This window comes from Actinokineospora baliensis, from assembly GCF_016907695.1.
Taxonomy (GTDB): Bacteria; Actinomycetota; Actinomycetes; order Mycobacteriales; family Pseudonocardiaceae; genus Actinokineospora; species Actinokineospora baliensis.
On sequence record NZ_JAFBCK010000001.1, the window covers coordinates 6,268,224 to 6,283,212 of the forward strand.

Genomic DNA, 14,989 nt, shown 5'->3' on the forward strand with positions numbered 1-14,989 from the left:
AGAAGACCGTGCTGGTCGAGTTAGCCATCGGCGACGCCTACGGCGCCGGGTTCGAATACGCCCCCGCCCCCTTCGTCGCCGCCAACAACGACGTCACCACCTACCGCCAACACCCCCGCCACACCGACATCAAACCCGGCCAGTACACCGACGACACCCAGATGACCCTGGCCATAGCCGAACTCCTCGCCGACGGTGCACAGTGGACACCCCGAGAACTCGCCGACCGCTTCGTCGCCGTGTTCCACCGCGACCCCCGCGCAGGCTACGCGTCTGGCTTCCACGCCCTACTGTCCGAAGTACACACCGGCGCGGAACTGTTGTCCCGCCTACGCCCCACCTCCGACAAGAGCGGCGCCGCCATGCGAGCCGCCCCCATCGGCCTCCTCCCCACAACCCCCGACGTCCTGCACCACGCCGAACTCCAAGCCAAGATCACCCACAACACCCCCGCGGGCATCGCCTCAGCCCAAGCCGCCGCCCTAGCCGTCCACTACTGCGACCGCGACCTAGGCCCACTAACGGAAGTGGGCACATGGATCAGCGACGTACTAGACGACGACTGGTCCACCCCCTGGTCCGGCAAAGTGGGCTCCCAAGGCCGAATGAGCGTCCAAGCCGCCCTCACCGCCATGTCCGCCGGTTCCCTGACCGCCATCCTCCACACCAGCATCTCCTACACCGGCGACGTGGACACCGTAGCCACCATCGCCCTGGCCGCCGCCTCCCGAGCCCTCCCCCCAGACCTCCCACCCTCCCTTGTGGACGGCCTGGAAAACGGCCCCTACGGCCGTGATTACCTCACAGCCCTCGAATCCCGCCTACTCCCCTGAGCCAACCCAGCCCACCCAAACCCACCCCACCGAGCCAGCCCCGCCAGCCCAACCAGCCGACTCCGACGGCATTGCCGACCACTGGACACTCGGAACAGGCGGTGCCATCCCAGCCGCCCTACCCCGACGCCTCAAGCAACCACTGGACACTCGGAAGTCGCTGGTGCCAACCCAGCCCACCGAGCCAGCCCCGCCAGCCCAACCCACCGAGCCAACCCACCTGGCCGACCACCGCTCCCCGGAAGCCGGCGTGCCAAACCAACCCACCGAGTCAGCCCACCCAAACCCAACCCACCGAGCCAACCCCGCCAGCCCAGCCACTGGACACTCGGAGTCGCTGGTGCCAACTGCTCGATGGGGTGGACCTGTTTTGTGTGGGGGAGCGGCAGCCGTAGCGTCGCCTCGCTGCAGGGCCATGCTTTTCGGCCCCTGCTTTGCGGTCCTGCCACGGCTGTCGTAGGGGCCCCACGCAAAACAGGTCCACCACATCGAGCCTGCACTAAAATCGCGTCCGGGCCCGATGCCGCAGGCGAGGCGTCCCAGAACTCCCCTACCCCCGCGACTGGCACACCAGCCACTTCCCCGATTCCTCCACCATCGGATAAGTCCGCCGATCCGTCTCCGTCGTCACCGAGTCCGTCGCCAGGATCGTGAACGTCGGCGGATCCCCGTTCTCGTCCACCGACTCCAACGTGAACCGCGCATCGGGCCTCAAGAACAGCTCCGGCGCCCGCGCCCGGTCCTGCGCACAAGTCAACTGCCCCAACGCCGCCCTGTCGGCAATGTTGACCGCGTCCACGAACTCCCGCGCAGTGCTGGTGGGGTCGGACGAGGTGGGGTCGAACAGCAGGTAGCCCGCGACGACAGCTGCGACCACCACGGCCACCCCGCCGCCGATGAGGAACAGTCGGGTGCGGTCCTGGCCCGCCACGGCGGTCTTCTTCGGGGCGGGGCGGGGGGTTGCGGTGGCGCGCGGCCGCGCAGGGGTGGGATCACCGGACCATGTGGCCTCCGGCGGCGGTACCCGACGTTCGTTGAACTCGCGGTTCTCGTGGCGCACCAACGTGGTCCACGCCTGACCGTCCCAGTAGCGCTTCTCCACCCGCCGCTCCGGGTCGGGTTGCCAGCCGGGGGCGAGGACCTTCTCCAGCTCGGCCGACAGCGGCGCGGGCAGGTCGGTGCGCGAGCGCAGCCGCACCAGCAGGCCCCACACCGCGGCGCGCTCGTGCTCGTCGCGCAGCCGTAATCGGAGTTGGCGCAGCAGTTCGCGCAACTCGGCCGGTTCCAGGGTCGGTTCGTCGAGCCGCTGGCGGATGGGGTCGAGGTAGGGCACGGCCGGGTCCGGCGGCAGCGGGTCGGGCAGCGGCGGTGCGGCGGGCAGGGCCAACAACGCGCCACGCAGCTTGGGCACCCGCTCGCTGATCTCCATGCCCGCCGGGGTGAACACCGGGGCGGTCTCGGCGTCGGCGGGCAACGCGGTCGCCGCGGCGACGACGACCAGGACCGGGCGGCGCAGGGCGCGGGCGTAGCGCAGCGTGGCCAGGCACCCCGGGGACCGCACGGCGGCGGGCGAGGAGACCAGGACGAACACGTCGCAGCGCTGGACGCGCTGCAGCACACCCTCCCACCAGCGGGAGCCGACCGGTTCACCCCGGTCGAGGGAAACCTGGCGGCCCAGCTGGGCCAGGTCGGCGCGCAGACCAGCGGCGACGTCGCGATCGGACGGCGCGTGGCTGACGAACACCTGCATGTCACACTCCGCGGTCAGCGACCCGACAGCGCGCGGCTGATGTCGCACACCTTCCACGCGCCGTTCTCGTCGACGAGTGGAATCCGCAACCGCACCGAGGTTGCTCCTACGGTGCGTGTCGCGAGGACGGTGAAACGGGGGTCGGACCCGCTTACATCGACACTTTCGAGGGTAACGTTAGCCGCGTCAAGGAACGCTGTGTATAGGTGGGCGTTCTTCTCGCGATCCGAACCGCACACGAAGGACTGCATGGCGTTCTCGTCGCGGGTGTTGACCGCGTCGACGAACCCGCGCGCCATGCTGGTCGCGGCCTGCTCGTCGGGTCCGCCGCCGAGCAGCACGACGCCCGCGGTGATCCCGCCGCCGAGCGCCACCACGACGACCGCGAGCAGGATCAGCAGCTTCTGCCTGGCGCTGCGCGGGCGGCGCAGCTTGTGCTTGATCCGCTTGGGCTCGCGCCGCGACGGGGCCTGTTCCGGCTCCTGGGTGACCACCGGAACCGGCCCGGTCGAGGACGGCAGGTGCTGGTGCAGCCGCGGCGGGGTGTTGCGGTCGTTGAACTCCTTGCCGTTCTGCCAGACCAGCGTCGTCCAGCTCTGGCCGTCCCAGTAGCGGGCCTCGAAGTTCTCCCTCGGGTCCGGCTGCCACCCGGGCGCCAGGATCTCCTCGACGGTGTCGGCGACCGCGCGGCTGAGCTCGGGCCGGTCGCGCAGCCGCACCAGCAGGTCCCAGACCTCGGCGCGCTCGTCGGCCAGCGCCATCCGCTCGCGCAGCTGGCCGAGCAGCTCGATCTGGTCGTGCTCGTCGAGTTTCGGCGCATCGATGCGCGCCAGGTAGGCGTTGAGGTACGAGGTGGGGATCTCGGGCTCCTGGGGCAGTCGGGCCGGGAGCGCGCGGGCGGCTGGCATGGCGCTGAGCGCCTTGCGCAGCCGGATCACGCTCTCCTCGGTCCGGTTGACGTAGTCCACCGGCGCCTGCAGGCCGTCGGGGATCGCCCCTCGGTCAACGGGTCGCACGAGCACCGGCAGGATGGGCCTGCGCAGGGCCTTGGCGTAGTGCAGTTCGGCCAGGCACGCCTTCGACCGCAGCGAGTCGGGCGAGACCGCGAAGATGAACACGACGCACCCGCGCACGTGGCTCAGGACGTCGTCCCACCAGTCCTGGCCGCCGTGGCTCTCCCGGTCGAACCACACCCGGTTGCCGAACCGCTCGAAGTCGGCGCGCAGGGTGGTGATCGAGGCCTGGTCCCGGCGGGCGTAGCTGATGAATACGTGCATCCTCACATCTCACGTTCACAGGGAGTAATTCTTGGGTGCACGCACGTTATGTGGGCGATCGAGCCGACGACAGGGACCAATGGCCCTGGCGCGGGTCCCGCGGTCGCCTTGCGTGGCGGAAAGATCGCAGGCCGCAGGCGGTGAGCCCGGTTGGTCGGAGAGTCACTCGATGATCTTGCAAGCCGTCCGGTGTTGACCTGCCCGATCATCGCGATGTGATGGGGGTCAGTCACCCTGCGTGGTCGACTTGGCCGATCCACCCGGCCCGGGCAGGCTTGCGCACTGTGCCGGACGATCCCCTGACCGCCCTGCGGACGCAGTTCCGCGGCCCCCTGCCCGCCGCGGTGGAGGCCCTCCCCGCCGAGGCCGCCCTCGACCTCGCCGACGCCATGCGCACCGCGCGCCGGAGGCAGACCGCGCACCTGGCCGCGGCGACCGAGGACTCGTTGCGCCAACTCCCCCGCGTGCTGCGCCCGCTGGTCCGCCGGGTGATCGGCCTGTGAGCCGCACCGAGATCGCCAAACTGGCCCGCCTCCTCGGCGAGCCGGTGTCGCGTTTCGACTACCTGGCGGGACTGTCCGCACCGGACGTCCTGGCCATCCGGACCCGGGCGACGGAAGTCCTCTTCGGAGCCAACCAGGCCCTCTTCGAACGCATCGCCCTGGCCAGCCGCCTGGTCCCCGCGGCCATCACCGCTGCCATCGCGCAACGCACCTTCGGCCCGCTGCTGAGCGCCCGCGTGGCAGGTGCCCTGGAACCCGCTCGCGCGGTCGACCTGGTGTCCCGCCTCCCGGTGGCCTTCCTGGCCGACGTGGCAGCCGAACTCGACCCCCGCCGGGTCGCCCCGGTGCTGGCGGTCCTGCCGGTGGACAAGGTCATCGAGGTGGGGACCGAGTTGGCCACCCGCGGCGACCACATCACGCTGGGCCGCTTCGTCGGTGATCTACCGCCGTCGACCCTGCGCACCGTGGTCGCCGCCCTGGACGAGACGTCCCTGCTGCACACCGCCGTCTACACCGACAACCCGGACCGCGTGCCAGACCTGTTCGCCCTGATCCCGGACAGCCGCCTGCCCGCGCTGGCCGAAGCCGTGGCGACCGCGGCGTTCATCGAAGACTTGCTGCCGCTGCTCACCCACCTCGACGAGGCGGGCCTGTCGCGCCTGGCGGGCCCACTCAGCGACCTGAGCGCCGCTCGTCGGCGGCACGTGGCCGACACCGCCAACACCCTCGGGGTGCTCGAAGCGCTGGGTCCGCTAGCCGCCGCCTTGGCCTGACGGAGGCGAGCGAGCCGGTCACCCCCGTCGACCGCGTAGGTAGTCGCTGACCACGGCGCTGCCCAGGCCGTCGAGGTCCGGGGCGACCACCCGGCCGCCGCCGCGGCGGGCGATGACGTCGACGAAGGCGGCCAGGCTCGGGTCTTCGCCCAGCATGAACACCGTGACCGAGGCGCCCAGTTTCGCGAGGGAATCGACCTCGGCCAACGTCTTGCGCAGCGTGGCCTGCGTGGTCGGGTAGTGGAACACCGCTTCCCCGTCCGGCTCCAGGTGCGCCGTCGGTTCCCCGTCGGTCACGACCAGCACCACCGGTCGGGCGTCGGGGTTGCGGCGCAGGTGCCGCCCGGCCAGCAGGAGGGCGTGGTGCAGGTTGGTGCCCTGCTCCCACACCCCCTCCAGTTCCGTCAGCTCGGCGATGTCCACGGCGGCCGCGTGCCGCCCGAAGGTGATCAGCTGCAGCTCGTCGGAGCGGAACCGGGTGCTCACCAGGTGGTGCAGCGCCAGCGCTGTGCGCTTCATCGGGACCCACCTGCCGTCCTGGACCATCGACCACGACGTGTCGACGCAGAGGGCGACCGCGGCGCGGGAGCGCTGCTCGGTCTCGGACACCTCGACGTCGGCCACGTCCAGGCGGACCTCGCCGCCGTTGACCGACAGGGTGCGCAGGACGGCGTTGCGCACGGTGCGCGCCACGTCCCAGGGTTCGGTCGCGCCGAACGTCCAGGCGCGGGTCGCCCCGGTCAGCTCACCGGCGGCACCGGCGTGCTCGGTCTCGCGCTCGCCGCGCCGCCCCCTCAGTCCACCGAGGACGTCGGCAAGCGCCGTCTCCCCCAGGCGGCGCATCGCCTTGGGGGACAAGGTGAGTGAGCCGTCGGGCGCGCGGTCGAGCAGCCCTTGCCGACGGAGTTCCCGCTCCAGTTCGGACAGTCGACGGGCGTCGACGCCCGCTTCGTCGCCCAGTTGTCGTTGCAGGGCTTCGAGATCGATGTCCTCCAAGCGGGCACCGGGGTACGACTGGCCGAGCTGCTCGGCCAACGCGTCGAGCTCCGCCAGGTCCGCCATCGCCTGCGCCCCCTCCCCCAGCCCGAGGGGGTTCTGGCCGCGGAAGCGCGCGGAGGACGTCCAGTCCTCGCCAGGGCGCAGGGCGCGTAGGTTCGCGTCGAGCGTGGCGATCTGGTCGGCCAGCCGAGGATCGCCGAACGCGCTGGACATGAGGTCGCTGAGCTCTTGGCGCTGCTGGGCGCTCATCGAGTTCATCATCCGTTGCGCCGCCGCGGCGCGGGCGGCCAAGGCGTCGATCAGGTCCTCGACCGTGCGGGGGTTCTCGGGGAAGAACTCGCCGTGGTCGCGCATGAACTGGGCGAACCGCTCGGCGGTGTCCTCGCCGCGCAGGTGCGCCAGGAGCAGGGTGTTGAGGTCGGCCATCATCGCGCGGATGCGTTCGGAGTCCTCCGGCCGCACCTGGCTCAGGGCTTCCTTCATCCCCTGGAACCGCGACTCGACCAACTGCTGGCCGAGCTTGTCGCGGATCTCGGCGTAGGCCGCCCTTGCCCGCTCCGAGCGCCAGTCGTAGTCGGCGAGTTCGCGCACGGCGGCCGCGGTGCCCGACGGCAGCGCGTCGAGCTGGGCCTCGCGGAACCTGGCGTCGTCGGACGGGTCGGGGAACAGTTCCGCCCGTTCGGCTTCCAGCGCCTGGTCGAGCAGCTGCCGGACCTCGCTGAGGGTGCCGTCGAGGCGGTGGCGGCGTTGGATCCGCGAGCGCCGCTCCCAGAGCCTGCGGGTCAGCTCGTCGAGTCCAGCCGTGTTGCCCGTGCCGCGGCGCAGCAGCTCCTGCAGGGCAGCGCGGGGCGAGGACCCCTCCATGATGTCGCGCCCCAGCGCGTCGAGCGCGGCACGCAGGTCGACCGGCGGCGCGAGCGGGTCGGGGCCCTCGTGCCACGGCCCGTAGCGGTAGCTCACGGCCCGTACACCGCCTCCCCGTCGGCCGAGTCCTTGGCCAGTTTCCTGGTCAGGTACAGGTATTCCAGCGCGAGTTCGACCGAGGCGGCGATCCGGCCCGGTGGGTCGGTGGCCCGCACGTCCAGCCGCGCGGCGACCTCGTGCAGCAGCGGCAGCTCCGGCAGCGCGGCCAGCACCTCGGTGCCGGGCACGCGCTCCCCGGTGGCCACCAGGTGCCCATCCACGACCGCGTCCACGAGCGGGCCCAGGTCGAGCCCGGCGAACCGGTCGCGGGCGGTCTCGGCGACCGCGCGGCGCAGCAGGTGGGTGAGGTGCTCGACCTCGCGACCCTCCTCACCGGACTCGAACTCCAGCTTGCCGCGCAACACCGCGGGCACCGCTTCGAGATCGATCGGGCGGGCCACCGCGGGCTCCTCGCCGATGAGCGCGGACCGCCGCAGCGCCGCGGCGGCCACTGTCTCCGCAGCGGCCACGGCGAAGCGCGCGGACACCCCGGAGCGCTGGTCGACCGCGCTGGACTCGCGCAGCGCGCGCACGAACCGGGCCAGCACCTCCAGCAACGGGTCGCCCACCTCGGCCACCAGCTCGGCCTCTTGGCGCACCACGTCCACCTCGGCCCGCACCTCGCGCGGGTAGTGCGTGCGGACCTCGGCGCCGAAGCGGTCCTTGAGCGGGGTGATGATCCGGCCCCGGTTGGTGTAGTCCTCCGGGTTGGCGGTGGCGACCAGCAGCACGTCCAGCGGCAGCCGCAGCGTGTAGCCGCGGACCTGGATGTCGCGCTCCTCCATCACGTTGAGCAGCGCCACCTGGATCCGCTCGGCGAGGTCGGGCAGCTCGTTGATCGCCACCACACCGCGGTGGGCGCGCGGGACGAGTCCGAAGTGGATGGTCTCGGGGTCGCCGAGGGTGCGCCCCTCGGCGACCTTCACCGGGTCGACGTCGCCGATGAGGTCGCCGACGGAGGTGTCGGGGGTGGCCAGCTTCTCGGTGTAGCGCTCGCCGCGGTGCCGCCAGGCGACCGGCAGGTCGTCGCCGAGCTCGGCGGCGAGCCGGATCGAGCGCGGGGTGATCGGGGCCAGCGGGTGCTCACCGAGCTCGGAACCCTCGATCACGGGGGTCCACTCGTCGAGCAGCGAGGCGATGGTGCGCGCCAACCGGGTCTTGCCCTGTCCGCGTTCCCCGAGCAGCACGACGTCGTGGCCTGCCAACAGCGCGCGTTCGAGCTGGGGCAGCACGGTCTGGCCGAAGCCGACGATGCCCGGCCACGGGTCGCGCCCGGAACGCAGCGCGGCGAGCAGGTTGGCGCGGACCTCGGCCTTCACACCCTGGGGCAGGTGGCCAGCCGCGCGCAGCTCGCCCGCGGTGCGGGGCAGGTGTGCGGGGGCGTGGGTCACCGGCGTGTTCGAAACTGTCACGCCTTGACGCTACGCAGGTTCGGCGGCGCGGTCGACGTGGAGCCGCTCCAGGGTCACGCGGCCGCGTGGCCGGTTTCGTGCTCGGCGTGCCGGATCTCGTCGCGGACACCCCTGTAGTGCACCCACTCGTAGCCGATCAGCGCGACCAGCACCGCGGTGAGCACCGCCAGCGACACCAGCGCGGGCAGCAGCGCCGCCAGCGGCGTGATCGCGATGAGCACCGCCCCGACCGCGATCCGCTGCGGCTTCAGGTTCCGCCCGCACCGCCAGGAAACCCCGGCCTGGGCCAACAGGTACAGCGCCGTCCCGCCGAAGAGCGCCCACAGCGGCGGCCCGTACAGGTGGTCGGCCACGGTGTGGCCGTCGACGCCCGCCACGTAGTTCAGGACCTTCTTCAACCCCAGCGCCAACATCACGATGCCCACCACGAGCGGCAGGTGCAGGAAGCTGAACGCCGTGCGCGCCATGCTCGCCCGCTCGACACCGGTCGCCCGCGCCAGCGCGCGCTCGGCGATGAGCACGTGCGTGTCGAAGTAGGCCCACCACAGGCAGGCGGCCACGGTCAGCCCGAGGATCGCGGCGACGATGATCGGCCAGGAGATGGCGAGCTCGTTGACCCCGACGCCGATGGCCACGATCGACTCGCCCAAGGCGATGATCACGATCAGGCCGTGCCGCTCGGCGAAGTGCTTGGCCGAGTTGAGCCGCCACCCGGAGGCGCCGATGGCGAAGGTGCCGCCGTAGTCCGCGGCGATCGCGGCCACCCACAGCCCGATCTGCGCGGCACCGCTGGTCTGGGCGGCCAGCAGCAGCAACAGGGTGCCGCCGAGCACGGTCGGGGTGAACCGCAGCAGTTGCTTGCGCAGCCCGGGGTCGTCGGCGGCGCCGATCCAGAACAGCAGCAGGTGCACCGCGCGCACGAGCAGGTAGCACAGGGCGAACACGACCGGCCCGGACAACCCGCCCGGCAGGTCGTGGAAGGCCTCGGGGATGGCCAGCGCGATGAGGAACATCGCGGCCATGGCGCCCAACATCGCCGTGCGGGCGGTGCCCTCGTCGGCCTTGACCAGGTTCGACAGCCACGAGTAGCCGACCCAGCACCACCACACGACGGCCAGCACGAGCGCGCCGCGCAGCAACCCCAGCCAGGTGGGGTTCTCGGCCATCAGCGCGGTCACCTGGGTCAGCGCGAACACGAAGACGAGGTCGAAGAACAGCTCCAGCGTGGTGGCGGTCGCCGACTCGCCCACCCGCTCCAGCCTGGCGCGGTGCGGCTTGCTCATGACGCGGATCGTGCCACGCCAGCCGGGCCGAGCAGCCGGGTGAGCAGGTCGCGGAACCCGTCGATGTCCTCGGTGCTGTCGAAGGCCCGGCCGGGGATCGGGTGGAAGGAGCCGGGGCCGGTGAGCAGCACGAAGCTGCGCTCGGTCTCGACCCAGCCGGTGAGCTCGTCGAGGGTGAGGTCGCTGTAGGCGCTGCCGTCGGTGGTCATCATCCGCAGCGAGTGCTCGTCGACGTCGGCGGTGACCGGGTGGCCGGCCACGGGTTCGCGGCGGAAGGCGTGGCGGATGGTGACGGCGGGGAAGACGCCGATGCCCACCGCGCACACCAGCCCGAAGATCGCGGGCAGGACCAGGCCGACCACCAGCAGCACGGCCGAGAACAGGCCGAAGGCGGCGGCGAACCAGGGCACCCACCGCACGAAGGGCACCGCGGCGCGGATGCCGTCGCTCCAGTCGGCGGCCTCGGGGGTCCAGCTCAGGCGCATGACGGGCAGCTTAGGGAGCTGATCCACCCCGGCGGGAACCGGTCGCGTACCCTCGGTCCCCGTGTCAACTCCGAGTGCCACCTTCGCGGTGTGGGTTTCGGCGTGGCTGAACGGGTCCGCGGCTGCCGACGACGTCCTGGACGCGCTCAGCCACTGGGCGCCGCTGCACGACGTGGTCGCCGTCGACCAGGCCACCGCGGACTCCCTCGACGTCCCGGTGCGCGGGCAGGCTGGCGGGCAGGTGGCCGGGCTGCTGGCCGCGGTCCGCCGCGCCGAGGTCAGCGGTGGGCGGATGGTCCTGCCGGTCCCCGGTGACGTGCGCGGCCTCGGCGGCCGCAGCGAGTTCGCCGGGGTCGCCCTGCACGCCGGTGAGGCCGTCGTGCTGCACGGTGCCCCGCTCGGCCTGGTCCCCGAACCGATCGCCGACGGCGTGCTGCGCTGGACCGCCTTCGACATCGGCGACGCCCCCGCCGCCGAGCACGTGCCCCTCGGCGAGGCCGAGCACGAGCTGACCGGGGCCATGCGGGTCGCCGCGGGCGTGCTGACCGAACTGGGCGTGGCCAAGCACCGCGCCGGGGTCCGCGAGGAGATCACCACCCGGGTCGCGCACCGCTCGGCCGCGCCGTGGCCCGAGGGCACCCCGCCCCGGGCGCTGCGGGTGCTGCAGCGGGCCAACGAGGTGTCGGCGATCCTGGACCTGGCGGCGGAGGACTCCCCGGGTGGGGCGCTGTCGTCGTCCTCGGCCCGGCGGCGCGCCGACGCGCTGCGCCCGCTGTTCGACGCGGTGCGGGTGGCCAGGCTCGCCGCGGTCGACGAGGCCGTGCGGGTCTTCTCCGAGCACGCCGACAAGCACTGACCCCTCGACCATTCCCGCTCTGACCACGGGCGCGGTGTGGCGTGGTCGGTCGCCGACCCGGCGCCACCGGCGGCGACCGGGTGTGACCGGGAGATGACCGCGGTGGGTCCGACACCGGCGCTGACCTGGGCGATGTCTGGTTTGACCCGGTTCGCGGCCGACCAAGCTGAGTCCCACTCACGACTGGACCAGCACCACTAGACCAATCCCGGTCGAACCCCGGTCACCGTCAGTGGTACCCGGCGGCCGGGTTGCGAACGGCAAATTGCGCGCGGCCGAACGCCCGGGACGGTCGCGCGCGGCCGCGGAACCGCTGCGGCACCGTGGAAGAATCTCCGGCTCGACGCCGGATTCGGCACCGCTTGCCGATTTCGCCCGTATGCCAAGGTGATGCCACCGGCCGCGGCCGGGAACCGCCGCCCCCGTAGATCTTCCCGGGGCATCAGCGGGGAAACCCTTGTCTTCCCTGCGATCCGGCCCCATGGCAACCGGGATTGTTGGTCCGAGCTGCGCGAACGCGACTGGATGCCGCGACATAACCCGGTGCTATGGGTCTTTGGGATGAGCGGTGGGCCTTCCCGTCCCTGATAGTGATCGCACTGGACCAACCGCTGTCACCGGAGTCACACCATGACCGCACAACTGCTCGACCCCAAGCAGGCCGCCCGGCCGCTGGCGCTGGACACCAACCACCTCGGTGCCCTGCAGATGGTCGCGCGCGGCGAGGTAGGCGCCTACGGTGCCGCGGCGGCGCTGCGCCACCGCACCGACGACCTCGGTGTGCTGATGGTCAGCGCCCTGTTCACCCTGCGCCGCGACGGCTTCGTCGGCTTCGGCGACGCCACCCCCGACCCGCACGACGGGTGGCTGCAGGCGGGCCTCACCTCCGCCGGTGAGCGCCTGCTCGACATCTGGCTGCGCCGCGGCCGCCGCTCCCCCGACGAGGCCGCCCGCACCCGCGACTGGTTCGTCCTGCTCCGCTGCGCCCAGCGCGGCGACCTCGGGATGACCGAGGCGAACCAGGTGGTCGACCGCGGCCACCCGGTGGAGAGCAGGCTGGCCGCGCGGATGCGCGAACTGGTCAGCGCCGGTCACCTGGTCGTCGGCTCCGCCCGCCTGCGCGACTGCCGCATGATCACCCTCAGCGAGACCGGGAAGGCACTGCACTCCCGCCTCGACCTCTCCCAGAGCAACCACGGGTGACGCCGATGATGACGAACAGGAACTCCCGCGGCGAGGTCTGCTGGGGCACCGGCACCACCCACGGCGGCCGCGCCCACGTGGTCCTGCGCGGCGCCACCACCGGCCTCTGCGGCACCCCGGTCGACACCCGCTACCCCGACCGCCCCACCGCCCGTCCGGTCTGCCCGGACTGCGCCATCGCCTACGTGGCCGCCGTCTTCCCCACCGAGGCGACAGCGCCAGACCTCCGGCACGAGGTCCGGCTGCGCGCCTGATGTAGGAAACCGAGACGCGGCGCCGGAGGTCCCCCTGCACCCCCGGCGCCGCGTTTCGGCGTTCTGTCGGTGCGCCTTCGTAGGATGTGTATCGGGGGCTCTTGAATCGGATGATCTTCGGTGGACGCCTCGCCTGCGGCATCGGGCCCGATCCCGTTGTGGTGCGGTGGGCTCGATGGGGCGAACCTGTTTTGCGCGGGGCCCCTGCGCCACCCGTGGCAGGACCGCAAAGCTGGGGCCGAAAAGCATGGCCCTGCAACGCACAACGCTACGACTGCCGCCACCCCACGCAAAACAGGTCCGCCCCATCGAGCAGTTGGGGTGGGCGGCTTCCGAGTGTCCAGTGGTCGCTTGAGGCGTCGGGGTAGGGCGGCTGGGATGGCACCGCCTGTTCCGAGTGTCCAGTGGTCGGCAATGCCGTCGGAGTCGGCTGGCGGGGCTGGCTCGGTGGGCTGGGTTTGGGTGGGTGGTCCGGTGGGCTGGGTTTGCACCAGCAGCTTCCGGGAGCGGTGGTCGGGCCAGCGGGCTGGCTCGGTGGGTTGGGTTTGGGTGGGCGGGCTCGAAGCTATGGGCCAGCGCGAAGTTATGGGCGGGTGGGGCGCCTGGGGGGTTCGCAGCACTGCGGGGCGCACAGGGTGCCGTTGAGGGTGCAGCCTGCGGCGGGGAAGGGCGAGAGCTTGGCGGGCGGGGCTTCGTCGAGGTGTTCGGTGATGAGGGAGACGACCATTTCCGCGAAGCGGGGGTCGCCGTTCGGGGTGGCGGCGCGGGCGTAGGACATTCCCAGGGTGGCGGCCTTCTCGGCTGCCTCGGTGTCCAGGTCCCACACGACTTCCAGGTGGTCGCTGACGAAGCCGATGGGGCAGACGACCACGGCTGGGATGCCTTGTGCCGCCAGGGATTCGATGTGGTCGACGATGTCTGGTTCCAGCCAGGGGATGTGTGGCGGGCCCGAGCGGGATTGCCAGACGACGTCGTAGGCGTCGATGTTGAGGGTGGTGGCCACGAGGCGGGCGGCTTCGGCGATTTGGCGGGAGTAGCGGTGTCCGCCCTCCGAAGGGGGGCCCGCGGCTTGATCAGCCGCCGAGGGGACCGAGTGCGCGGTGAACACCAAGCGGTACTCGGGGAAGGTCGCGGCTGCGCGAACTGCGTCGGCCACGGCTGAGATGAAGAGGGGGTGGTCGAAGAACTGGCGCAGCTTCACCAGGTCTGGGGCGTCGGGGCCGACCGCGTCCCTGGCCCGGCTGATGTCCTCGTGGTACTGGCGGCAGGCCGAGTAGCCGCCGTAGGCGCTGGTGGGGAAGACCAGGGCCCGGCGGACGCCGTCGGCCTTCATCTGCGCGACGGTGGTCTCGACCATGGGGTGCCAGTTGCGGTTGCCGAAGTAGACCGGCAGGTCCAGGCCCCGGCGAGCGAGTTCGGCCTCGACGGCCGCGATGGCCTCGCGGTTGAGGCGGTTGATCGGGGAGACGCCGCCGAAGTGCTGGTAGTGGGCCTCGACCTCGTCGAGGCGGGCGGGCGGGACCCCCCGGCCCCGGGTGACGTTCTCCAGGAACGGGCGGACCTCGGCGGGCCCCTCGGGCCCGCCGAAGGACAGCCACAGCAGCGCGTCGACCATCACATGCCCAGGGCGTGCACGCCCCCGTCGACCCAGACCATGGAGCCGGTGGTGGCGGGCAACCAGTCCGAGAGCAGGGCACAGACCGACTTGGCGACCGGGGTGGCGTCGTTGACGTCCCAGCCGAGCGGGGCGCGGTCGGCCCAGCCCGCCTCCAGGTCGGCGAAGCCGGGGATCGATTTGGCGGCCATGGTGCGCACCGGTCCGGCGGCGACCAGGTTGACCCGCACGCCCTTGGGGCCGAGCTCGCGGGCCAGGTAGCGGTTGGTGGACTCGAACGCGGCCTTGGCCACGCCCATCCAGTTGTAGGCGGGCCACGCGACGCGGGCGTCGAAGTCGAGGCCGACGATCGAGGAGCCCGGCGCCAGCAGCGGCAGGGCGGCGACCGACAGCGACTTCAGCGAGTACGCCGAAACCTCGAGCGCCACCGACACGTCCGACCACGGCGCGTCCAGGAACGGCTCACCGAGGCAGGTCTTGGGCGCGAAACCGATCGCGTGCACGACGCCGTCGAGGCCGTCCACGTGCTCGCGGACCCGGTCGGCGAGGGTGTCGAGGTGCTCCTGGTTCTGCACGTCGAGCTCGATCACCGGGGCGGGCTGCGGCAGCCGCTTGGCGATCCGCTCGACCAGGCTGAGCCTGCCGAACCCGGTCAGCACGACCTGGGCACCCTGCTCCTGGGCTGCCTTGGCGACGTGGAAGGCGATGGAGGCGTCGGTGATCACACCGGTGATCAGCAGCCGCTTGCCCTCGAGCAGTCCGGTCATGGCTTCCTTCCTGGGG

The 14,989-nt window shown here is 71.9% G+C and carries 14 protein-coding genes; 6 read left to right on the forward strand and 8 right to left on the reverse strand.

What is annotated here, in order from left to right; genetic code table 11:
- The first annotated feature begins 8 nt into the window (after nt 1-8).
- Nucleotides 9-833, forward strand: coding sequence for an ADP-ribosylglycohydrolase family protein (locus JOD54_RS27840; RefSeq protein ID WP_204454819.1), 825 nt, complete (start codon nt 9-11; stop codon nt 831-833).
- A gap of 550 nt (nt 834-1,383) precedes the next feature.
- On the opposite strand, the gene JOD54_RS27845 is transcribed toward JOD54_RS27840, so the two are convergent.
- A complete protein-coding gene (locus JOD54_RS27845) occupies nt 1,384-2,583 on the reverse strand; it encodes a toll/interleukin-1 receptor domain-containing protein (RefSeq protein WP_204454821.1) in 1,200 nt (399 codons plus the stop codon).
- 14 nt (nt 2,584-2,597) lie between these two features.
- On the reverse strand, nt 2,598-3,860 hold the full coding sequence (locus tag JOD54_RS27850; RefSeq protein WP_204454824.1) for a toll/interleukin-1 receptor domain-containing protein: 1,263 nt from the start codon (nt 3,858-3,860) through the stop codon (nt 2,598-2,600).
- A 284-nt stretch (nt 3,861-4,144) separates the two neighbouring features.
- Between JOD54_RS27850 and JOD54_RS27855 the strand changes: the two genes are divergently transcribed.
- Together JOD54_RS27855 and JOD54_RS27860 are read left to right on the forward strand one after the other, a co-directional pair.
- Nucleotides 4,145-4,363 carry a hypothetical protein gene (locus JOD54_RS27855; RefSeq protein ID WP_239576006.1) on the forward strand — a complete coding sequence of 73 codons (219 nt, stop codon included), beginning with the start codon at nt 4,145-4,147 and terminating at the stop codon, nt 4,361-4,363.
- Nucleotides 4,360-5,136 (forward strand): hypothetical protein, encoded by a 777-nt coding sequence (locus tag JOD54_RS27860; RefSeq protein ID WP_204454827.1) that lies wholly within the window; start codon nt 4,360-4,362, stop codon nt 5,134-5,136. Before JOD54_RS27855 ends, JOD54_RS27860 begins: the two co-directional genes overlap by 4 nt.
- An 18-nt stretch (nt 5,137-5,154) precedes the next feature.
- Here JOD54_RS27860 and JOD54_RS27865 read toward each other — a convergent pair whose 3' ends face one another.
- From JOD54_RS27865 to JOD54_RS27880, 4 genes are read right to left on the reverse strand one after another with little or no spacing between them, the layout of a single operon-like run.
- Nucleotides 5,155-7,095 (reverse strand): vWA domain-containing protein, encoded by a 1,941-nt coding sequence (locus JOD54_RS27865; RefSeq protein WP_204454829.1) that lies wholly within the window; start codon nt 7,093-7,095, stop codon nt 5,155-5,157.
- A complete protein-coding gene (locus JOD54_RS27870) occupies nt 7,092-8,510 on the reverse strand; it encodes an ATP-binding protein (protein ID WP_372440349.1) in 1,419 nt (472 codons plus the stop codon). Before JOD54_RS27870 ends, JOD54_RS27865 begins: the two co-directional genes overlap by 4 nt.
- A gap of 53 nt (nt 8,511-8,563) precedes the next feature.
- Nucleotides 8,564-9,793 (reverse strand): low temperature requirement protein A, encoded by a 1,230-nt coding sequence (locus JOD54_RS27875; RefSeq protein ID WP_204454831.1) that lies wholly within the window; start codon nt 9,791-9,793, stop codon nt 8,564-8,566.
- Entirely contained in the window at nt 9,790-10,278 is a 489-nt protein-coding gene (locus JOD54_RS27880) for a YcxB family protein (RefSeq protein WP_204454834.1), read from the reverse strand. The genes JOD54_RS27875 and JOD54_RS27880 overlap by 4 nt, the downstream gene beginning before the upstream one ends.
- Before the next feature lie 61 nt (nt 10,279-10,339).
- Here JOD54_RS27880 and JOD54_RS27885 point away from each other — a divergent pair, with 61 nt between their 5' ends.
- From JOD54_RS27885 to JOD54_RS27895, 3 genes are all read left to right on the forward strand, one after another.
- Nucleotides 10,340-11,134, forward strand: coding sequence for an Rv1486c family protein (locus JOD54_RS27885; protein ID WP_204454836.1), 795 nt, complete (start codon nt 10,340-10,342; stop codon nt 11,132-11,134).
- Nucleotides 11,135-11,764: 630 nt separating this feature from the next.
- A complete protein-coding gene (locus tag JOD54_RS27890; protein ID WP_204454838.1) occupies nt 11,765-12,337 on the forward strand; it encodes a hypothetical protein in 573 nt (190 codons plus the stop codon).
- Nucleotides 12,338-12,342: 5 nt separating this feature from the next.
- Nucleotides 12,343-12,591, forward strand: coding sequence for a hypothetical protein (locus JOD54_RS27895; RefSeq protein WP_204454841.1), 249 nt, complete (start codon nt 12,343-12,345; stop codon nt 12,589-12,591).
- A 583-nt stretch (nt 12,592-13,174) separates the two neighbouring features.
- Here JOD54_RS27895 and JOD54_RS27900 read toward each other — a convergent pair.
- Entirely contained in the window at nt 13,175-14,209 is a 1,035-nt protein-coding gene (locus JOD54_RS27900) for a ferrochelatase (RefSeq protein WP_204454843.1), read from the reverse strand.
- Nucleotides 14,206-14,973, reverse strand: coding sequence for an enoyl-ACP reductase FabI (gene fabI / locus JOD54_RS27905; protein ID WP_204454845.1), 768 nt, complete (start codon nt 14,971-14,973; stop codon nt 14,206-14,208). The genes JOD54_RS27900 and fabI overlap by 4 nt, the downstream gene beginning before the upstream one ends.
- Nucleotides 14,974-14,989: the final 16 nt, after the last annotated feature.